The sequence below is a fragment of the Aeromonas sp. Y293-4 genome (genome assembly GCF_027705905.1).
Lineage (GTDB): Bacteria > Pseudomonadota > Gammaproteobacteria > Enterobacterales > Aeromonadaceae > Aeromonas > Aeromonas veronii.
Map to the genome: position 1 here is coordinate 374,110 of NZ_JAPDCI010000001.1, position 20,694 is coordinate 394,803.

The following is a 20,694-nucleotide window of genomic DNA, read 5'->3' on the forward strand; positions in this document are numbered from 1 at the left end:
GCTAGGATGGAGAAGCCCCCAACCAGTGAAGGCTTGCAAGGCTCACAACTCAGAACTGGTGTTGCACACCGATGTTGAAGAAGTTCAGGTAGCTGTTGTTGTAGTTGCCGGACAAGTGCGGGCGACCGATCCCGTCCTGATCCACTGGCATATCACCCAGCCAGGCCAGGGTATAGCTGGCTTCCACCTTGGTGGCTGGGCTCAACTGATAACTGGCCCCCAGACCCCAGCGCCAACCAGAACCCACCGGAAGCATCACAGTTCGGTACTCATCACTCACTGCACTACTGTCATAGCCTATTCCGCTGCTCAAACGCAGTGCTGGGGTGACATCAACCTGTGCCCCCAGGCTGGCATGCCATGTATTCTTGTAATTCATATCAATGGTTTGGCTGCCCATGGCAGATGCCACACCGATATCGCCAAAACGGGACCACTGCTGCCAGTTGGCACTGGCCAGCAAGGCCCACTGGTCGTTGAGCTGGTGATAGCCACTTAGCGTAATGGTCTGCGGAATCATGATCTCGACCCCTAGACCTGCCACATCAGCACGTGGGAAGAGCTGATCTTCAAGCTCCCACTTCAGTTCGGAGAAGTAGCTCAAGCCGATACGGGAGTGCTGATCCAGCTCGTAAAGTACCCCGAAGGAGGCACCATACGCCCAGTCGCTGTTGGAGAATTCCCGCCCTTCCCCCATCCCGGACGTCAGATCCACAGAGGCTTCCAGCGAACCATTCATGGCGATCAGGCTGGCTCCCACCGACCAATTTGAGTCAATGCGGTACGCCAGACTCGGAGCAAAGGCGATGCCGGTCAGCTTGGCCGACTGGGTATAACCACGACCATCCCAGCCATCGCCATAATCGATACCCAGACCGTGACTGCCAAAGACGCCGATACCTGCGACCCATTGATCGTCGATGGCATGAGTCAGATAGAGGCTGCCGAGCGGCGCGGTCTGCAGGGCATTTCCACCGTTGTTACCGCCGCTGCCCAGATCCAGCTCAAGGTCGCCGTATACCACACCGCCATTGACCTGCAACTGAGTACCTTCCAGTTTGGTCATACCGGCCGGGTTGCTTGCGATAGTATCTGCCCCTTGGGCACGGGCGGCAGACCCTGCGTTGGCCAGCGCACTGTTGGCAGTGCTGGTCTCGTAGAGGGCAAGGCCGCCAGCCATGGCTGATGGACTCAGCAAAGCGGCAAGCATCAGCGACAGCAGTCGTGGCTGCATTTCAATACTCCTGAATAGTGAACATGGTGAGCACCCGGCAAGGTGTGCTGCTCAAAAACACGGTTTGACTCTTTGATTGTCAGCATCCGGGAGACCTGCGGCTTTATACTGCTCGCTCATGGCGTCACGGGATGGATAAGGTCGGCAAGCACTCCTGCCGCAGTCATTTATGCCGGAGCAAAAGAGTGAACCATCACGTCATCGTGGTAACTGACAGGGGGCATCCTAACGGGATGAGGGGCATGCTTCATTAGGGTTGGGCATACGCAATGGTTAAGCATTGCTTAAATATCCCCCCCAACACAGCACCTCTATAACATCACTGGCGCCATTGACCTTCACCTCGTGGCAAGGTTTACAGTCCCGCCATCTGCTCCCTAAGGATGCCCGGATTGTCACTCACCCAGCTTGCTGCAAGATTGCCCTCTGTTGCTCTGGCCCGGCTATTGCTGGCGCTGCTGCTCGTCTGCAATCTGACCCTCTGCATCAGCTGGCATGGTTCTCCCCTCTCCTCCGAGCCGACCTCAAGCAGCGCCCAGTCGATGGTGATGTTCGATTCATCCATGGCGATGGCGGATGGCGATATCTCTCATGCAATGCCCGCTATGGATCACCCGGGCGATGTCATGACCCTCTCCTGCCATCAGGGAGGCGAGGGGTCAACCATGGGCGATGAGTGCCAGATGCAGACCGGCGTCAATGCTCTCTCCTTCGGCGCGATGGCTCTGCTGGGTGTACTGGTCGCCCTGCTGCTCTTCCCCCTGCTACTTGGCAACAACGTCGCAGCGTCACTGCTTGATAACTGGTTGCGGGATCCCTTCCTGCGCTCGCGCGGTACTCACCCTCCCTCCTGGCCGCGCCGACATCTGATGCTGTCGGTGTTACGCCACTAGAAAGTCCTTCTCTTGCGGCACAGGCAAGCTTCAACTTGCCCGTTCTCTGCCGCCTTGCCTGACCCTGTGCCCCGGCCAAACCGGTCCGCTCACAGGGAGCCGTGCGCACTGATACAGCTGCGCCCCGTTTGCCGCCAGCCCCTTTGGTGATGCCTTGCACCTCACCCGACCGGCGGCCTGCAAAAGAGAAGACGTATTATGTCACCAGCCCACTTTTCACCGTCCAAGGTTGCTGCCTTTGCGGGCGCATTACCCTCCTGCACTTTCTGCATGCAGATCCGCGCCGGAGACCAGTCATGAACAAGACCGTCCTGATGTCGGCCCTGCTACTTGCCCTTGGAGCTGGTGGCGGCTACTGGGCCGCCAAACAGACCTCCGATGGCGCAAGCGCCAAAGAGAAGACGCCCCTTTACTGGGTCAATCCCATGGATCCCCGCGACAAACGCGACGGCCCGGCCAAGGACAACATGGGGATGGACTTTATCCCCGTCTATGAGGAACAAAAAAACGGCTCGCCGGGCACAGTCACCATCAGCCCCGAGATCCAGCAGAACCTGGGGGTGCGACTGGCTAAGGTCGAGCGACTGCCTATCCACCAGCAGATCGAGACGGTGGGCTATGTCGGTTATGACGAGGACAGGCTGGAGGCAGTCAACGCCCGCATGGCAGGCTGGATCCGCACCCTCGCCATCAAGAGCGAGGGGCAGCAGGTGAGCAAGGGGAGCCTTATTTACGAGCTCTACGCGCCGGATCTGGTCAACGCCCAGCACGAATACCTGCTGGCACTCAACACGGCCAACCCACTGCTGCTGCGCGCTGCCGAGGGCAAGCTCAAGTCCCTGCAGGTACCGGCAGATCAAATCTCAGCCCTCAAGCGCACCCGTCAGGTGCGCGAAACCATCAGCATTTACGCCCCCAGCAGCGGTTATGTCTCCGAGCTCAAGGTGCGCGAGGGCCAGTATGTTGAGCCCGCTGCGGCGCTCTTTAACATCAGCACCCTCAAGCAGGTGTGGGTCAGTGCCGAGGTGTTCGAGCGTCAAGCCGCCCAGCTGAAGGTGGGGGATCCGGTCACCATGACTCTCGACTATGCCCCCGGTCGCAGTTGGCAAGGTAAGGTGGATTACCTCTACCCGACCCTCGATGCCGCTACTCGTACCCTCAAGGTGCGACTGCGCTTTGACAACCCGGACGAGTTTTTGAAACCCAATATGTTTGCCAAGGTGAGCATTCGCACCGGGCAGGGAGAGTCGCAATTGGTGGTGCCGAGCGAAGCGGTGATCCGCACCGGCAGTCAGGATCGGCTGGTGCTGGCGTTGGGGGATGGCAACTTCAAGTCGGTCGCCGTCACTCTCGGCCCCCAGTTTGGCGACAAGGTTGCCATCAAGGCGGGGGTGGAAGCGGGTGACAACATCGTCAGCTCGGCCCAGTTCCTGCTCGACTCCGAGTCGGCCATCGATTCGGACTTCCAGCGTATGACGGCAGTGCGCCCTGCACAGGTGTGGACCCAGGGCGAGGTTGAAAGCATCGATCTGGCCAACCGTACCCTGATGGTCTCCCACCAGCCCATCCCCGAGTGGCAGTGGCCCGCCATGGAGATGGAGTTCACCGTCGCCGAAGGAGTCGACATCAGCAAACTGGTCGAGGGGCAGACCCTGCACCTGCAGGTAATGCAGGAGGGGGAGGAGTACCGCATCACCACCATCCATCAGGAGAAGGCACCAGCAACTGACGACACCGCCAAGCCTGCGGCAGATGAGATGGGCAAGATGGAAGGCATGGACCATAGCCAGCACAATATGGGAGCCCAACCATGATCCCCTCGATTATTCGCTGGTCGGTGGGCAACCGCTTTCTGGTGCTGTTATTGACCCTCATGCTCACCGCCTGGGGGCTCTGGTCGGTCAAACAGACCCCGGTGGATGCCCTGCCGGATCTCTCCGATGTGCAGGTGATCATCAAAACCTCCTATCCGGGCCAGGCGCCCCAGGTGGTGGAGGATCAGGTCACCTACCCGCTCACCACCGCCATGCTGGCGGTACCGGGGGCCACTACGGTGCGCGGCTACTCCTTCTTCGGCGACTCCTTCGTCTATGTGTTGTTTGACGACAACACCGACCTCTACTGGGCCCGCGCGCGGGTGCTGGAGTATTTGAGCCAGGTGGCCCCCAACCTGCCCGCCTCCGCCCGCCCCCAGCTCGGCCCCGATGCCACCGGGGTGGGCTGGGTCTATCAATACGCATTGGTGGACAGAACTGGCAAGCATGACCTCAGCCAGCTCACCTCCCTGCAGAACTGGTTCCTCAAGTACGAGTTGCAGACGGTTGAGGGGGTCTCCGAGGTCGCTACAGTCGGTGGCATGGTGCGCCAGTATCAGGTGCGGGTCGACCCAGACAAGCTGCGCGCCTACGGTATTCCGCTCTCCCTTATCGAGACCGCCATCAAACAGGGCAATCAGGAGACAGGCGCTTCCGTCATCGAGATGGCGGAAGCGGAGTACATGGTGCGCTCCAACGGCTATCTGAAAAGCGTGGAGGATCTGAAGCAGATCCCGCTCGGTACCAATGTGCGCGGCGCCCCGCTGCTGCTGGGTGACGTGGCGGATGTAGTCACCGGTCCCCAGAGCCGGCGCGGTCTGGCCGAGCTCAACGGCGAGGGGGAAGTGGTGGGCGGCATCATCGTCATGCGTTACGGCGAGAATGCCCAGCACACCATAGACGGGGTCAAGGCACGGCTCGCCCAGCTGAAAAGCAGCCTGCCAGATGGGGTGGAGGTGGTCACCGTCTACGATCGCTCCGACCTTATCCAGCGTGCCATCGACAACCTCTCCGGCAAGCTGGTGGAGGAGTTCGCGGTGGTGGTGCTGGTCTGCCTCGCCTTCCTGTTCCACCTGCGCTCGTCGCTGGTGGTGGTCATTACCCTGCCCATCGCCATTCTGGTGGCCTTTATCGTGATGCACCTGCAGGGGATCAACGCCAACATTATGTCGCTGGGGGGCATCGCCATCGCCATCGGCGCCATGGTGGATGGCGCCATCGTGATGATCGAGAACGTCCACAAACACATGGAGCGGGAGGCGCTCACCGACAAGAACCGCTGGCGCATCATCACCGAGGCGAGCATCGAGGTGGGGCCCGCCATCTTCTTCTCCCTGCTGATCATCACCATCAGCTTCCTGCCGGTGTTCGCGCTGGAGGCGCAGGAGGGGCGGATGTTCCACCCGCTCGCCTACACCAAAACCTACGCCATGGCCGCCGCGGCCGGGCTCGCTATCACGCTGGTGCCGGTGATCATGGGTTACTTCATCCGTGGCAAGGTGCTGGCGGAGCAGGCCAACCCGCTCAACCGCAGGCTAAGCCAGGGCTATGTGCCACTGCTCAAGGCCGTCTTGGCCCGTCCGAAAACCACTCTGGCCATCGCCGCCGTGGTGACGGTGGCGGGCTTCTGGCCGCTCAAATACCTCGGCTCCGAGTTCATTCCGCCGCTCGACGAGGGGGACATCATGTATATGCCCACCACTGCGGCCAATATCTCGGTGGGCAAGGCGCGGGAGATTTTGCAGCAGACCGACAAGCTCATTCGCACCGTGCCCGAAGTGCAGAACGTGTTCGGCAAGGCGGGGCGCGCCGAATCGGCCACCGACCCCGCCGATCTGGTGATGATGGAGACCAGCATCCAGCTCAAGCCTCGCGACCAGTGGCGTCCCGGCATGACTCCGGAGAAGCTCAAAGAGGAGCTCGACGCCCTAATCCGCTTCCCCGGCCTTACCAACGCCTGGGTGCCCCCCATCAAGACCCGCATCGACATGCTGGCCACCGGCATCAAGACCCCGGTCGGCATCAAGATAGCGGGGCCGGATCTCAAGGTGATCCAGCAGCTCGGCCAACAGCTCGAACAGATCGTCGGCAAGGTGGAGGGCGCCTCATCGGTCTATGCCGAGCGGGTGGCCGGTGGCCGCTACGTCAAGGTGGATATCGACCGGCTCAAAGCAGCCCGTTACGGCCTCAACATCGCCGATGTGCAGGCGGTGCTCGCCACCGCGGTGGGCGGCATGGAGGTGGGCCAGACCATCGAGGGGCGCGAGCGCTACCCCATCAACCTGCGCTATCCCCAGAGCTATCGCGATTCGGTGGCCAGCCTCGAGCTGCTGCCGGTGGTCACTCCAAGTGGCGCGCGCATCGCGCTGGCGGACGTGGCCCGGGTCTATATCAGCGATGAGGCCCCCATGCTGCGCAGTGAAAACGCGCGCCTCAACGGCTGGGTCTACGTCGATATTCGCGGCCGCGATATCGGCTCATTCGTCGATGAGGCCAAGGCCGAGGTGGGCAAGCAGCTGGTGCTGCCGGCGGGCTACGCCCTCACCTGGTCCGGCCAATACGAGTACATGGAGCGGGCCAAGGCGCGTCTCGCCTACGTGGTGCCGCTCACGGTCGCCATCATAGTGCTGCTGCTCTATCTGGCGTTTCGCCGCGTTCAAGAGGTGTTGCTCATTCTCACCACCTTGCCGCTGGCGGTGGTGGGCGGGATCTGGACCCTCTGGCTGCTCGACTTCAACCTCTCTGTGGCAGTTGGGGTGGGCTTTATCGCCCTGGCGGGGGTGGCGGTGGAAACCGGCGTCTTGATGCTGGTCTACCTCAACCACGCCTGGGATGACCTGGTGGCCAGTGGCAAGCCGGACAAGACGGGTCTGCATCGGGCGGTGATCCACGGCGCCGCCCTGCGCCTGCGCCCCAAGATGATGACGGTGGTCACCATCATCGCCGGCCTCTTGCCCATCATGTGGAGCCATGGCACCGGCTCCGAAGTGATGCAGCGCATCGCCGCCCCCATGATCGGCGGCATGGTGAGCGCGCTGGTGCTGACCCTCCTGGTGCTGCCCGCCGCCTACTACCTGTGGCGCAGTCGCAGCCTTGGCAAGAGCGCGAACCCGCAATCCGAATAACCCGATTTCACGATCCATATTGACTGAACGATAAGGAAACCATCATGAACTACAAAACGCTGACCCTGACCCTGCTGCTTGGCCTTGCCACCCAGACCAACCTGCAGGCCGAAGTGATGATGCACCATGAAGGGCACGAGATGAGCCAGACGGGTGAGATGAGCGAACAGGCCGCAATGGTGATGACCAAGGGGGTCATTACCCGCCTCGATGAGGGGAGCGGCAAGGTCGGCATCAAGCACGAGGCGATCGAGAATCTCAAGATGCCCGCCATGACCATGGTCTTTCGAGTGGCAGATCCGGCCCAGCTCAAGGGGCTGAAGGTGGGGGATGCCATCCACTTTCATGCCGAAAGCCAGAGCGGCAAGCTCACAGTGACAGCCATCAAGCCGCAATAAACGGCCCTGGCTCGCCGAAGAGGTCACGATAGACAGTGACAACGCAAGAGGGAGGCATCTGCCTCCCTCTTCTTTTGCTCAACCTGTTCGTTGGGTCAACCTCTGGTGTGCATGGCACTCAGCTGCGGGTTGCCAGCAACTGCTCCACATCCTCGATCACCTTGAGGGCCGCCTGCGGGCCGCCGCTGGAGGTCCAGAGCGACCCGTCCACGGCGCCAAAACGCTTGGCCTTGATCACCGGCAGCTGCTGGAACGCCGGGGTCTGCTCCGCCTGACGCATGGCATCCACCGCATCGCCGCTGGCGCTCAGGGTACCGACCACCAGCCAGTCGGCATCCAGCAGGTTGAGGGACTCCAGACTCAGCGCCGGTGAGTGGGGCGCGCCAGTCCCCTGTTGTTTGCTCGGACGCACCAGTCCCATCGACTCCACTACGCTGCTGGCAAAGGTGCCCTGATACATAAAGCTCGGCCCCTTGGGATTCCAGCGCACTATGCTGATGCTCTCCCCCTGATGCTTGGCCAGCTTGCTGCGGGCCTGAGTCAACCGCTCAGCATACTGCAGCAAGAAAGTATCCCCTTGCTGGTCGCGGTTAAGGGTGTGGGCGGTGCGGCGGAAGCTATCCTGCCACGGCTCACCCCACTTGCTGGTCACCACGGTCGGCGCGATCTCCCCCAGCAAGGTCAACAGCTCGGGACGGGTCTGGCCGGTCAGGATAAGGTCGGGCTCCAGCGCAATCAGCGACTCCAGATTGGGGCTGTCGAGATCGCCGATCACCTGGATACCCATATCCGCCTTGTTCAGCAAGTAGCGGGGCAAGGTAGGCTGACCACGGCCATTGACGGCGCCGATGGGGGTCAGCCCCAGAGTCAGGGTGCTGTCGAGTTCGAGCTCGCTCAGCACCACCACCCGCGTTGGCTGGGCTGGCACCTGCACCTTCTGGCCAAACGCATCGGTCACTTCACGCATCTCCTGTGCCTGAACCAGCGGCGCGGCCAGCATCAGGATGGCTGCTGCCAGGGCGGCAAAACGCTTCATCATTTCACTCCTTCTCGTTGCACGGCCCGGATAATCGGCCGCGTAAATACACTCGGTGGGCCCACAGAGCAGGCCCATATGACTCAACTCGCCGAACGCAGGGTGCGGCCATGTTCGTGGCGACGGGGCACGATAATGGGCGCCCCGTCGCCGGGGGCATGCAGAATGTCGACACTGGTCTGGTAGAGCCGGTCGATCAGGGATTTGGTCACCACCTCCCGGGCTGGGCCCATGGCGGCAATGGTCCCCTCGCCGATGGCGATCAGCTCGTCACAGTAGCGGGCCGCCATCGCCAGATCGTGGATCACCAGCAGCACGGTTTTGCCCTCGGCGGTGATGCGATGAATCGCCTCCATCACCTCGGTCTGGTGACCGATATCGAGGGCACTGGTGGGCTCGTCGAGCAGTACCATGTCGCTGTCCTGCGCCAGTATCATCGCCAGCCACGCCCGCTGTGCCTGCCCGCCGGAGAGGGACGCTGCGCTCTGCTGCCAGATGCTTTCAAGCTGCATCCGCTCGCAGGCAATACGCACCATGCGGGCATCCTCCTCGCCCCACTGATTGAACCAGCCCTGATGGGGGTGACGGCCATACTGCACCAACTGCTCCACCAGAATGCCGGCAGGCAGGGTCGGTCGCTGGGGCAGATAGGCGAGCTCCCGCGCCAGCCCCTTCATGGGGTAGCTTGCAAGCGGCTTGCCTTTGAGCAGGATCTCGCCGCGTTGGGCTTTCATCTGGCCGGATAGCAGCTTGAGCAGGGTCGATTTGCCGCAGCCGTTGGGGCCGACGATCCCCACCAGCTTGCCCCTCGGCACGCTGAAAGAGATGTCCCGCAGGATGGGGGTCTGCTGATAGGCGAAGTGGAGGCGATTTACGGTGAGCGTCATCAGTCAGCCCTCTGGCGATCGTTAACGAGAAGAAACAGCAGCAACAGGCCGCCGAGAATGCGGGTCATGATACCGGTCGCCACCTCGTGGGGGCTGGCCAGCACCCGGACCAGGGTATCGCTGGCGAGCAGCAACAGGGCGCCGCTGAGTGCCGCCAGCCAGAGCGGCACCACCCGGTCTTTCACCAGCCAGGAGGCAAGAATGGGGGCCGCCATGGCGATAAAGACCACAGGACCGCCGATGGCGGTGCCGAGCGCCGCCACCAGAATGGCTTGGGCCAGAATGCCCAGTTGCACCCGATCGCCGTTGACGCCAAGCCCTCTGGCCATCTCGGGACCAAAGCGCAGCACCGCCAGCGCACGGGAGAGATAGACGATCCAGGGGCAGAGCAGCAGCAACAGGATGGCGATGGGGGTGATGGTGCTGTAACCCACGGCGATAAAGCTGCCCATATTCCACAGATAGAGGGAGCTCAGGTGCAGCAGGGCCTGGGTGGACATCACAAACTGGCCGAGCGCCTCGAACAATTCGGAGAGACCGATGCCGATCACCACGAACAGATAGCCCTGCTCACCCGGTTTGCGGCAGAGAGCATAGAGCACCAGCGCCGCGAAGATGGCGCCGATGGGTGCCGCCCACCAGGGCCAGCTGCCCACGGTCAGGTAGAGGGAGAAGACGATGATGGCAAGGGATGCGCCGTTGTTGACCCCCACCATATCGGGAGTAGCCAGCCGATTGCGCACCAGAGTTTGTACCAGACAGCCCGAGAGCCCCATGGCCGCCCCCGCCACCACGACCCCAAGGATGCGCGGCAGCCGGATCTTGAACAGGGTGAGCTGCTCAAGCCGCGTCCCCTCCCCCAGCAGGGTGTTGACCACCCCGGCAAAGCCGAGTTTGCCGCCGCCAACGCTCAGGGCCAGCAGAGCCAGCGCCAGCAGCGCCACGGCCAGCAGTGCCAGCCAGCGCCAGCTGGGCAGATGGAGCAGCAAAGAGCGGTTGCCGGCCCGCAGGCAGAGCATATCGGTAGGTGTACGCATCAGCCCCTCACTTGACGGTCAGCAGGGTACGAAAGCCCCCGCGGTGGACGATGGCGATCAGCACAGGTGCACCGATCAGGGCCAGAATGACCCCGTTTGGCAGCTCGAACGGCTGGATCAGCCAGCGCGCCAGAATGTCGGCCAACAGCAGAAACAGCATGCCGAACAGGGCGGAGAAACAGACCTGCACCGACAGCTTTACCGGCTCCACCAATCGGCCACAGTAGGCGGCCAGAAAGCCGACAAAGCCGATGGGGCCGGCGATAGCGATGGCACTGGCGGTAAACAGAGTGGCGGCCAGCAGCACGCCAATTCGCACCCGGTTAGGGCGGATCCCGAGCGCCTGGGCCTGACTGTCCCCCATCTGCATCAGGGTCAGCTGGCGACAAAGCAGCAAGGTGATGACAAACGCCGCCAGCACGAAGGGCAGTACGGCAATGATGGCATCGAGATTGGCCGCCGACAGGGAGCCGAGGTTCCAGAAGCGGTACTGCTCCAGCACCATCTTGTTGGAGAGCAGCAGAAAGCTGGAGAGCCCGCCGAAGGTGGCGGAGAGCGCCACCCCGACCAGAATCAGCTTGAGGGGGTTGGAGCGGCCAATCATCATGCCGAGTCCCAGCACAATCACGTTGCCGAGCAGCGCGCCGAGTCCGGCCCAAAGCAGATAGCCGTAGGCGGACTCCACCCCGAACCAGGTAAGCCCCACCACCAGCGCAAAGACGGCCCCGGCGTTGACCCCGAGCAGGCCGGGCTCCGCCAGCGGATTGCGGGTCGCGCTCTGCAACAAGGAGGCCGCCAGAGATAAAGAGGCGCCGACCACCATGGCACAGAGGGTGCGCGGCAGTCGCAAGGTATTGAGCACCATGGCGAGCTTCTCGTCACTCGCCCAAGGCGCGTCACCCATCAGGTAGCCGAACACTTCGCGGGCACCATAAACACCCGCACCGGTGGCGAGCGAGAGAGAAAGCAGTATGAACAGGAGGAATAATCCCAGCCAGAACAGCGAGGTCTGGTCTCTAAACACCCTTTAACTCCTTATGATTGCAATGCCATCTTGTTGACACAAAAGCCGTCATCCGAGGTGATACCGTGGCAACAACGGAAGCCCGCCAGTGCGCGCTTCCGCTCAGCCACTACATCTTGTAGGCCACACCGGCATAGACAGTGCGCCCGTCGAGGATCTGATCGGCCTCGGTGGCAACCCAGTCACGCTTGGTATTGGTCAGGTTGTTGAGCCCGAACTTCAGATCCAGTGCCCGAGTGGCGTTCCAGACTGCCCCGATATCCAGGGTGTGGAATCCGGCGGTGGTCTCATAGGTGGTGCCGCTCATGCGCGGAACCGGAAGGATCTGGCTGCCGGTGTAGTTCCAGCCGAGCTGGGTACTCAGGCTCTCGATGACCTGCCACTCCAGCTTGGCGTTGACGGTATGCTCCGGCGTCCGATAGAGATCCTTGCCGCTGGTCTTGTCCTCCCCGTCGATCAGGGTGACGTTGCTGGAGAGGGTCAGGGCATCGGTGATATCAAACCAGCCGCTCAGCTCCACCCCCTTGATGCGGGCCTTGCTGACGTTCTGATAGGTCATCACCGCCGGACGCCAGGTGGAGGTCCATGCCTCGCTCTGGATCTTGTCCTTGATATCGTTGTGGAAGGCGGTAACCCCGGCGCCCCAGAACGACCCATCATAGGCGGTGCCCAGCTCGTAGCTGACGGCGGTTTCCGGCTTCAGATCCGGGTTGCCCACCACGGCGCAGCGACCGCGACAGGCGGCTACCGCATAATCCGGGTTGGACTGGGCAATGGTCGGCGCCTTGAACGCCTTGCCAATGCCGCCCTTGACCACCCATTTGTCAGTCAGGCTGTAGAGGGCATAACCACGGGGGCTGAACTCGGTGCCATAGGTCTCGTGGTGATCGACCCGGCCGCTGAAGGTCAGGGCCAGATCGCCAAAGCCAAACTCATCCTGCAGATAGAGCGCGCTCTGGTTGACGCTGACATCGCCCCCCTTGAGGTTGACGTTATGCTTGAGTTCGGTGATGCGGTACTCGGCACCGCTGGTCAACAGGTGGCTGCCCAGATTGCCGCTCAGCTGGCCATCGAAGGTATGGTTGGTCTGGCTCACATCGCCACTGGTCTTGCTCAGCGCCGTCATCAGTTCGGAGTCGTCAAACAGGTCAACCTGCTCGAAGGCATAGCCGACCCGGCTGTCGAACTGATCCCAACGGCCGACGTGGGTGGCGTTGAGTCCCAGTCGTTCCATCTGCTGGATATTGCGCGGCGTCTGGCCGTAGTTGTTCCAGTGGGCCTCCCGATCATCTTTGGCGTAGTTCATCCCCACATCCAGATCCTGACGATCGTCGATCAGCCATTTGACGTTGGAGAGGATCCCCAGCTTTTCACGCTGCTCGATGGCATCGGCCTTGGGGTTAATGCTCTGCTCGCTCTGCCAGGCATCCCTGTGGTTCCCTTCTACCACCAGGTTGGCCAGCAGCTTGTTGTCGATCAGCGCCCCGCCCACATAGGCGCTCGCCTTGTTGATAGTCCCGCCGTGACCGTCGGTGGGGTCGCTGAAGGTATAGGTGGCCGCCGCTTCGGTCTTCTCCCCGGGTTGGCGCAAGATGACATTGACCACCCCGCCCAGCGCATCTGCGCCATAGAGGGAGGAGATGGGGCCACGGATCACTTCGATACGCTCGATGGCCGCCATGGGGATGGCGGAGAGATCGAAATCATTGCCATAACCGGAGGTAAGAGCATCGCGGGAGCTGATACGCCGGCCATTGACCAGCAACAGGGTGTAATCCCCCTCCAGCCCGCGCAACTTGATCTCGCTGCGGCCGTAGCTGGTCGCAGGGCTGATATTGACCCCCGGCAGCTGTTTCAGGGCGCCGGTCAGATCATTGACATTGAGCTTGTCGAGCTCGGCCCGGGTCACCACAGAGACGCTGGCCGGGGCGGTCAGCTCGCTGTGCCGGGTTTTGGTCGCCGTCACCACCATAGTTTCATGAGCGGCGACAGGCGCAGTCCCTTGGGCCAGAACTGGCAGGGCAAAAAGGGACAACACCAGCGGATGCACTGCAAATCGTCGGGATGATGTACGCATCATCAACACTCCACATAAAACAACCAAGGCCAACACCACCGACATCCCTGTCTGACCTCGCCAGACCCGGTGCAAAGTGATGGAGTTCATTGGCATGAACAGTCGTCCATGCCCCATCACCCCGAACATCAGTGCATCACGGCAGGCCCTGCGTTGTGCTATGCCACTCGCAGCCATCAATAACTAAAGCGCCGTACCGACTGACATCGGGACGGCGCAATACTAAATGCAAATCATTTTTATTTGCAAGCGTGAATCAGGTATTCTTTCGCATCCGCTTAATTATCCATCACATCGTGACGGGTCTGGTGATAGGCCTCTTCACTCTTGCCCCGACGCCAGTACGGCACGGCGTAGAGCGACTGGCGATCCACCTCGAGCACAGACCGAAAATGGCGGCGCAGCGGCAGCACCAGCGCCTCTTCCCCACCCAGCCAGAAGAAGCCACCATCGCGCACCAGCGGCAGAGCAATCACATGCTCCAGCAGGCCACTGGACTCGGGCTCACCGACAAACCAGTGACAGCGCACCCCGACCGGTAGCGTCAACGGCTGAGCATCGGCCTGATCCGGCACCAGAATCGCAATTTCCCCTCTGGCCTCGGTAGGCATCACCTCACACATCGCCATGATGGCGGGCAAGGCGGTGAGATCCCCTACCAGACAGTAGTGATCGGCCGGTTGCAGCATGGGGTTGGGACCACCCGGCCCGGAGAGGATTACCTTCTCTCCCGGCTTGGCATGGGTAGCAAAGGCGCTGGCGGGCCCGCCGTCACCGTGCAGCACGAAGTCGATATCAATTTCCTGCTCATCACGGCGAAACGCGCGGATGGTGTAGGTGCGAATCACCGGCTTGTCCGCCGGGTCACTCCAGCGCGGGCCGCTCGGGGTCATGGCAGGCAGCACCGGCTCTACCTGATGGGGCTGGGCCAGCATCACCTTGATATGGGCCCCACCGCAGGTAAAGGGATAGTCAGCCAACTCGCGGCCACCAAAGGTGATGCGACACAAATGGGGGGTGATCTGGGTAATGGCTTTGACAGTCAGCATACGGGGACGATTGGGAGGCAGAGATGGGGACACGATGGGGCTCCTCGTTGAGTGTGTCGACCATGCTACACGCAAATAGGAATTACTATCAAATAAGATTATTTCTCGTCTAATAGCTACAAGCTGGATTCAAACATCCCCAACCACTAGCGTCCACACCCCAATCCAGAAATAGGCTTTATGCACGCTAGCTCCATGATTGGGCAAAGAAAGCAGCCGGACAACGCCACCGTCACAAAGGGTTCCATTTGCTTATTTCGACCATAGTTTTTCGAGATCAAATTTTATTTCCCAATAAGTTTCCTATCCTTAGTGAAGCAGTTAATGTAAGCACAGGATGCCAAACAGGATTGTATGATGGATGACCAGATCCTGATTATTGATGATGACGATCTCTCCCTCCCCGACGCACAGCAAGCGGGCTGGAAGGTGATGATTGTTGACGATGAGCCTGAAGTGCATCGCATCACCAAAATCACCTTGAACAAATTCGAGTTTGACAATCGCCCCATCGATTTTCTGCATGCCTATTCCGCGGCACAGGCCAAGGAGTTGCTGGCCACCACCCCGGACGTTGCTCTGTTGCTGCTGGACGTGGTGATGGAGGTCGACCACGCCGGCCTTGATGTCGTCAAATACGTCCGTGAAGATCTGCAAAACAAGATGGTACGCATCGTGTTGCGTACCGGCCAGCCCGGCCAGGCGCCGGAAGATGACGTGGTCACCAACTACGACATCAACGACTACAAGGATAAAACCGAGCTCACCTCACAGAAGCTGCGCACCCTGCTGCGGGCCAGCCTGCGATCCTATCGGGATATCCGTACCCTGGAGAGTAACCGTCAGGGGCTGGAAAAAGTCATCGAAGCCTCCAAGGGGATCTTTGAGAAACGGGCCTTGCGCCAGTTTGTCGAAGGCGCCCAGGAGCAGCTCAGCGCCCTACTCCATCTGGGGGAAACCCAGATATACGACGTCAAGCAATACGCTTATGAGGTGAAGGATCAAGTATTGGAGCCCCTGCTCCCCGGCCATCCCGCCATGCTCCTCACGGACGCGCCGGAGATCCTGCGCCAGGCTATGAGCAAGCGCAGCAATGTCTATAACGCCACCCAGATGGTGCTCTACTGCCAGAATCCGCGCCACCACCTGCTGTTCCACATCGAGACCACCCGCCAGCTCAGCCAGATCGATACCAGTCTGCTGACCCTGTTTACCGAAAACATCATAGTGGCGCTGGAGAATATCCGACTCAATGAGGTGATCGCCGACAACCAGCGGGAGATCATCTATCGCATCGGCGAACTGGTCGAAACCCGTTCAAAAGAGTCAGGGCTGCACGTCAAACGGGTCGCGCTCTATACCGAACAATTCTGCCACCTGATGGGCATGAGTGAAGAGCAGAGCGAGCTGGTGAAACGTGCCTCACCGCTCCATGACATTGGCAAGGTGGGAATTCCCGATGCCATCTTGCACAAGCCGGGCAAACTGACACCGGAAGAGTGGGAGATCATGAAAACCCACGCCCAGCTCGGGCAGGATATGCTCTCCGGCAGCGATCTGGCGCTGTTTCAGATTGGTGCCACCATCGCTGGCAATCACCATGAAAAGTGGAATGGCAGTGGCTATCCCCGTGGTCTGAAGGGGGCCGATATTCCGCTGGAGGGGCGGATTGTGGCGCTGGCTGACGTGTTCGATGCTCTGGGTTCGGATCGCTGCTACAAGAAGGCGTGGCCGCTGGACAAGGTGCTGGCCCTGATTGAAGAGGAGAAGGGGCAGCATTTCGACCCCCAGCTGGTCGAGCTGATGATGGCCAATCTGGACAAGTTCCTCGAGATCCGCGAGCAGAACAAGGATGTCTATATCGGCGAACACTGATAGCCAGCTTGTTCTGTTTATGAACTAAAAAAAACCGCCCTGCTTATCAGGGCGGTTTTTTATCTCTGACATCACGCCACTTCAGTACGAGGGTTACTGCTCTGGCAGATTGAGATCCAGCTTGGCAGCAGGTTGTCCGGCTTGCTGATTCTCGGCCTGCGCAGCGGCCAGAGCACGCTTCAGGGCACGCCGTTTTTGTATCACCACAAACCCGACCCCACCCAATACCGCCAGCAGCACACCACCACCCGCCAATGCCCAGATCAGCCAGCCCATTTCCTCCTCTGCCGGAGCTTCATGGGTCGCCTCGGCACTGGAGGCCGGTGCGGCGGCCGACACCACCTCTACAGGAGGCGGCGGTGGCGGGAATACATTGAAGGTTTTCACCGGCAACTCGATTTTCAGCTCACGGCCGAGGCGAGTGGTACCATAGAGGGTTGCTTTCACCTCATGCTGACCGACCTCCTTGATGATGGAGAGATCGATATCAAGCTTGGGGTCGCTGGCGGTCTCGCTGAACTCGTAGAGGCCGCCCACATTGCTGGTCACACTCCCCTTGACCACCACGGAAGCGGGATCCAGCTCATCACGGTCGATTAGCAGTGAGAGCTTGGCACCCAGCTCATCCGAAGGCGGCGACAAGTTATAGCTGAACGGATAGGGGTAAAGCAGCACATCCTGATAACGGGCACGGACAAACACCTGATTGCCCGTGCTGAACATTGCGCGGTACTTGCCACCGGGAATATCCTGCAGCGTCACTTCCGCCGTCATGATGCCATCGCCTGGCACCTCATCTAGCCCCTTGCCATCATCGCGATAGTGGCCAAGTACTTGATCCAGCACGACCTCTTTCTTATCGGCATCGCTGAACGATTGCAGCTTGACGGTCATGCCAAGATCAGAGAGATAGTATTTATCTTTCGGCGGCTTACCATTGATCAGCAACCACGCCTTGAGCTTGACCACCTCCCCCTGATAGAGCTGCATCGGCAGGGCGGCGATATCGAGCCGGATATCGGAGAGAATGCGCACCCGGTTGTCGGGATCCACCTCGCCAATCGCCTGCCAGGGGCCCGGCATGGGATTGCGCAGGGTAATGAGATCGTGCTCCGGCAACGCCAGCCAACCCACATCGGCAGGTTTGACCTTGCCCACGTAAAGCTTGCTGCCATCGGGGCGAACCAGGATCACGGACGGGGTGCCCGGCTTGCGCTTGATGATGAAGGTGATCTCCTTCACGCCGTAATCGATGCGAAAGCGGTTATCCAGCAGCGGAATATCGGAAGGGGCAAATACCTCGGTCGCCGTCGCCCCCAGCGAGAGCAATAGCAGCAGACCGGCATACCACTTGCTCATTGCCGCCACAGACAACTTCCTCCTTTCTTCTGTACCAGGTCCAGTCTCGCCTCGTGCAGGGCCTGAACCTCGGTGCTGGCACGCACCACCTTGAGGGCGAGTCGGTTGCTCTCTAACCGGCGAATGCTGGTGTCCTGATTGCTTTCGTTTTCGTTGCTCTCGGTGGCCAGATTGAGTTTGGTCTGGCCGCCGGTCATCAGCAGGTAGACGTCCGCCAGGATCTCCGCATCGAGCAGCGCCCCGTGCAGGGTACGGTGGGAGTTGTCGATACCGTAACGATCGCACAGCACATCCAGGTTGTTGCGCTTGCCGGGGAAGAGATCCCGCGCCATCGCCAGGGTATCTGTGATGGTGCAGATATCCGCCGTCTTGAAGTTGAGTCCGAGCTTGCTGAACTCGTAGTCCATGAAGCTCACGTCAAACGGCGCGTTGTGAGCAATCAGTTCGGCGCCGCGGATGAAGTCGAGGAACTCGTCGGCGATCTGGCTGAACGACGGTTTGTCACGCAGAAACTCGTCGGTAATACCGTGCACCTGGATCGCTTCCGGGTCGACCAGACGATCAGGCTTGATATAGACGTGATAGTGGTTACCGGTCAGCTTGCGGTTGATCACCTCCACACAGCCGATTTCGATAATGCGGTGCCCCAGATAGACAGGGCCACCCGCCGTATTCATACCTGTGGTTTCAGTATCCAGAATGATCTGGCGATTCAGTTGGGGTGTGTTCATGATCCAATCTATGTCAAACTTCGGCTTTACTTACTCGCTAGTTTACCCCAAGCCTCATGTTAAAACAGATTGATTGCTCATGTTAAAACAGATTGATGTCTATACCGACGGCTCCTGCCTCGGCAATCCGGGCCCGGGTGGTTACGGGGCCGTGATGGTCTACGGCAAGCACCGCAAAGAGATTTCCGCCGGATTCAAGTTGACCACTAATAACCGGATGGAGCTGATGGCCGCCATCATGGGGCTGCGCACCCTCAACGAACCGTGCAAGGTGCGCCTCACCACCGACAGCCAGTATGTCCGCCAGGGGATCACCCAGTGGATCATCGGCTGGAAGAAGAAAGGGTGGATGACCGCCAACCGGCAACCGGTCAAAAACGTCGATCTCTGGAAGGAGCTGGATGCGGAAGTGGGTCGCCACCAGATTGAGTGGCTCTGGGTGAAGGGTCACTCCGGCCACCCGGAGAACGAACGGTGTGACGAGCTGGCCAGAGAGGCCGCCTGCGGCAAGGATCTGGCCGAGGATACCGGCTACCAGCCCTGACGGGCCATTCCCGGTGTAGCGAGGGACTTTGGCAATTGCCAGCGCCGCCGCACCGGGATCAGTGGAAAGCGCCGTTTACGGGCCGCAATCACGTATACCGATGCAAATGCCCTGCAATAATCCCGCCCGATACTCTCCCGCCACCAACTGTGCCAGCTCTGTTTACCCATAAACGAGTAACCAAAGCGCTCGTCGAACATCACCTCGCATCCTAACAGATGCAACCAGTCCGTCACCCGCCCCGGGGTGAACATCCGTGCCGACCAGGGCATTCTGCGCCGCAAGAACGGCACACAGTGACCGATCCCGACCAGACTCATGGGGTTATAACCACTGATGATCAGCCAGCCATCGTCGGTCAGCACCCTTTCGGCTTCGCGCAACACCTGATGAGGATCGGCAGAGAAATCGAGGCAGTGAGCCAGCAGGCAGGCATCGACGCTGCCGGTCCGCACCGGCAGATCGAGGGGATCGCCATACATGTCGAGCAATCGCCCGCTGGGGGCGACCCCGATCTGGTGACGAATGGAAGAGCGTTGGCAGGAGAGTTCAGCGCTCAGAGCGCCAATTTTCAGCAGATGATACCCAAACAGATTGGGACACCAGTTGTCGAGCCGATCCTGGATCTCGGCCGCCACCCAGTCCCCCATAGGCAATGCAGACCAGCTGGTCGGGATCTCGATTTGTTGTTCGGTACGTGCCACCTGCATAATAGGGCTCAACTCGGGGTTTCGAACGCCATCCTGTTATATAAGATACCCTCCCTAAAGAGAAGCAGACTCATGTATCCAGTGATCACAGTTCCAGCCTTTAATGACAACTACATCTGGTTGATCCGCCACGAAAATCACTGTCTGGTGGTCGATCCGGGCGATGCCGCCCCCGTGCTGGAGCGGCTCGAGGCATTGGGACTGGTGCTCGATGCCATCCTGCTGACCCATCACCATCACGACCATGTCGGGGGCGTCACCGACCTGCTTGCCCACTTCCCCCACGCCCGGCTCTATGGCCCCAAACTTGACCCGATGCCGGATCACCACGGTCAGTGGCTGGAAGATGGCGATCAGATCAACTGGCACGGCCTCGCCCTCGAGGTGATCCATGTGCCCGGGCACACTCGCGGCCACATCGCCTACCACGGCAACGGCATGCTCTTTTGTGGCGATACCCTCTTCTCAGCCGGTTGTGGCCGCCTGTTTGAAGGGACGCCGGAGCAGATGTACCACTCGCTGCAACGACTCGCCGCCCTGCCCGATGAGACACTCATTTATTGTGCCCACGAGTACACCCTCTCCAACCTGCGTTTTGCCTATGCGGTCGAACCTGACAACCCGGCGATCCGCCGCCAGATCGGGCTGATCAGCAAACTGCGGCAACAAGGGCTGCCAAGTCTGCCAACCCGGCTGGGTGACGAACGCACTTTCAACATTTTTCTGCGATGCGAACAGGATTCAGTGAAATTTTCTGCTGAAAAACATGGGCTAAAATGCGTGGAAAATCCGGTAGATACCTTCACCATCCTGCGTCAGTGGAAGGACGTTTTTTGAACAAACCTTGATCAGGGGGCCATTGCCCCTTATGATGCGAGCTGTTTTTCCTAAAAATGACCGG

Annotated in this window: 17 protein-coding genes; 7 read left to right on the top strand and 10 right to left on the bottom strand. The window is 60.3% G+C overall.

Features of this window, described 5'->3' with window-relative positions; genetic code table 11:
- Positions 1 to 49: 49 nt before the first annotated feature.
- Positions 50 to 1,234 carry an OmpP1/FadL family transporter gene (locus OKC31_RS01590; protein WP_159157229.1) on the bottom strand — a complete coding sequence of 395 codons (1,185 nt, stop codon included), beginning with the start codon at positions 1,232 to 1,234 and terminating at the stop codon, positions 50 to 52.
- A gap of 392 nt (positions 1,235 to 1,626) precedes the next feature.
- On the opposite strand from OKC31_RS01590, the gene OKC31_RS01595 reads away from it, so the two are divergent.
- From OKC31_RS01595 to OKC31_RS01610, 4 genes are all read left to right on the top strand, one after another.
- Positions 1,627 to 2,127, top strand: a complete 501-nt coding sequence (locus OKC31_RS01595) for a hypothetical protein (RefSeq protein WP_270656028.1) — start codon at positions 1,627 to 1,629, stop codon at positions 2,125 to 2,127.
- Between the two features lie 296 nt (positions 2,128 to 2,423).
- Positions 2,424 to 3,941, top strand: a complete 1,518-nt coding sequence (locus OKC31_RS01600) for an efflux RND transporter periplasmic adaptor subunit (RefSeq protein WP_270656030.1) — start codon at positions 2,424 to 2,426, stop codon at positions 3,939 to 3,941.
- The gene (locus tag OKC31_RS01605; RefSeq protein ID WP_159157231.1) at positions 3,938 to 7,066 is read left to right on the top strand and encodes an efflux RND transporter permease subunit; all 3,129 of its coding nucleotides are present in this window, start codon (positions 3,938 to 3,940) and stop codon (positions 7,064 to 7,066) included. Before OKC31_RS01600 ends, OKC31_RS01605 begins: the two co-directional genes overlap by 4 nt.
- A gap of 44 nt (positions 7,067 to 7,110) precedes the next feature.
- Positions 7,111 to 7,464 (top strand): copper-binding protein, encoded by a 354-nt coding sequence (locus OKC31_RS01610; protein ID WP_159157232.1) that lies wholly within the window; start codon positions 7,111 to 7,113, stop codon positions 7,462 to 7,464.
- A 118-nt stretch (positions 7,465 to 7,582) separates the two neighbouring features.
- Here the strand turns inward: OKC31_RS01610 and OKC31_RS01615 are convergent, their stop codons facing one another.
- The 6 genes from OKC31_RS01615 to OKC31_RS01640 all read right to left on the bottom strand — a co-directional run bounded on the left by OKC31_RS01615 (position 7,583) and on the right by OKC31_RS01640 (position 14,607).
- Entirely contained in the window at positions 7,583 to 8,500 is a 918-nt protein-coding gene (locus tag OKC31_RS01615) for an ABC transporter substrate-binding protein (RefSeq protein WP_159159151.1), read from the bottom strand.
- Between the two features lie 83 nt (positions 8,501 to 8,583).
- Complete coding sequence (locus OKC31_RS01620) at positions 8,584 to 9,387, bottom strand: ABC transporter ATP-binding protein (RefSeq protein WP_139748283.1); 804 nt, start codon at positions 9,385 to 9,387, stop codon at positions 8,584 to 8,586.
- Positions 9,387 to 10,424: a FecCD family ABC transporter permease gene (locus OKC31_RS01625; protein ID WP_159157233.1), complete on the bottom strand. Its 1,038-nt coding sequence runs from the start codon at positions 10,422 to 10,424 to the stop codon at positions 9,387 to 9,389. Before OKC31_RS01625 ends, OKC31_RS01620 begins: the two co-directional genes overlap by 1 nt.
- Before the next feature lie 7 nt (positions 10,425 to 10,431).
- Positions 10,432 to 11,448 carry a FecCD family ABC transporter permease gene (locus OKC31_RS01630; protein ID WP_047439191.1) on the bottom strand — a complete coding sequence of 339 codons (1,017 nt, stop codon included), beginning with the start codon at positions 11,446 to 11,448 and terminating at the stop codon, positions 10,432 to 10,434.
- A gap of 109 nt (positions 11,449 to 11,557) precedes the next feature.
- Positions 11,558 to 13,525 (bottom strand): TonB-dependent receptor domain-containing protein, encoded by a 1,968-nt coding sequence (locus tag OKC31_RS01635; RefSeq protein WP_333563513.1) that lies wholly within the window; start codon positions 13,523 to 13,525, stop codon positions 11,558 to 11,560.
- A 278-nt stretch (positions 13,526 to 13,803) separates the two neighbouring features.
- The gene (locus OKC31_RS01640) at positions 13,804 to 14,607 is read right to left on the bottom strand and encodes a siderophore-interacting protein (RefSeq protein ID WP_270656037.1); all 804 of its coding nucleotides are present in this window, start codon (positions 14,605 to 14,607) and stop codon (positions 13,804 to 13,806) included.
- A gap of 324 nt (positions 14,608 to 14,931) precedes the next feature.
- On the opposite strand from OKC31_RS01640, the gene OKC31_RS01645 reads away from it, so the two are divergent.
- On the top strand, positions 14,932 to 16,449 hold the full coding sequence (locus tag OKC31_RS01645; protein ID WP_005361714.1) for an HD domain-containing phosphohydrolase: 1,518 nt from the start codon (positions 14,932 to 14,934) through the stop codon (positions 16,447 to 16,449).
- Positions 16,450 to 16,542: 93 nt separating this feature from the next.
- Here OKC31_RS01645 and OKC31_RS01650 read toward each other — a convergent pair whose 3' ends face one another.
- Both OKC31_RS01650 and dnaQ read right to left on the bottom strand, forming a co-directional pair.
- Positions 16,543 to 17,808 (bottom strand): TIGR03503 family protein, encoded by a 1,266-nt coding sequence (locus tag OKC31_RS01650; protein WP_247824200.1) that lies wholly within the window; start codon positions 17,806 to 17,808, stop codon positions 16,543 to 16,545.
- Positions 17,805 to 18,539, bottom strand: a complete 735-nt coding sequence (gene dnaQ, locus OKC31_RS01655; RefSeq protein WP_247823104.1) for a DNA polymerase III subunit epsilon — start codon at positions 18,537 to 18,539, stop codon at positions 17,805 to 17,807. The genes OKC31_RS01650 and dnaQ overlap by 4 nt, the downstream gene beginning before the upstream one ends.
- Before the next feature lie 79 nt (positions 18,540 to 18,618).
- Here dnaQ and rnhA point away from each other — a divergent pair, with 79 nt between their 5' ends.
- A complete protein-coding gene (gene rnhA, locus OKC31_RS01660; RefSeq protein ID WP_005353268.1) occupies positions 18,619 to 19,083 on the top strand; it encodes a ribonuclease HI in 465 nt (154 codons plus the stop codon).
- On the opposite strand, the gene OKC31_RS01665 is transcribed toward rnhA, so the two are convergent.
- On the bottom strand, positions 19,071 to 19,793 hold the full coding sequence (locus tag OKC31_RS01665; protein WP_247823105.1) for a methyltransferase domain-containing protein: 723 nt from the start codon (positions 19,791 to 19,793) through the stop codon (positions 19,071 to 19,073). The two genes, rnhA and OKC31_RS01665, sit on opposite strands and share 13 nt — an antisense overlap.
- A 72-nt stretch (positions 19,794 to 19,865) precedes the next feature.
- Between OKC31_RS01665 and gloB the strand changes: the two genes are divergently transcribed.
- Positions 19,866 to 20,630 carry a hydroxyacylglutathione hydrolase gene (gene gloB / locus OKC31_RS01670; RefSeq protein WP_005337817.1) on the top strand — a complete coding sequence of 255 codons (765 nt, stop codon included), beginning with the start codon at positions 19,866 to 19,868 and terminating at the stop codon, positions 20,628 to 20,630.
- Positions 20,631 to 20,694: the final 64 nt, after the last annotated feature.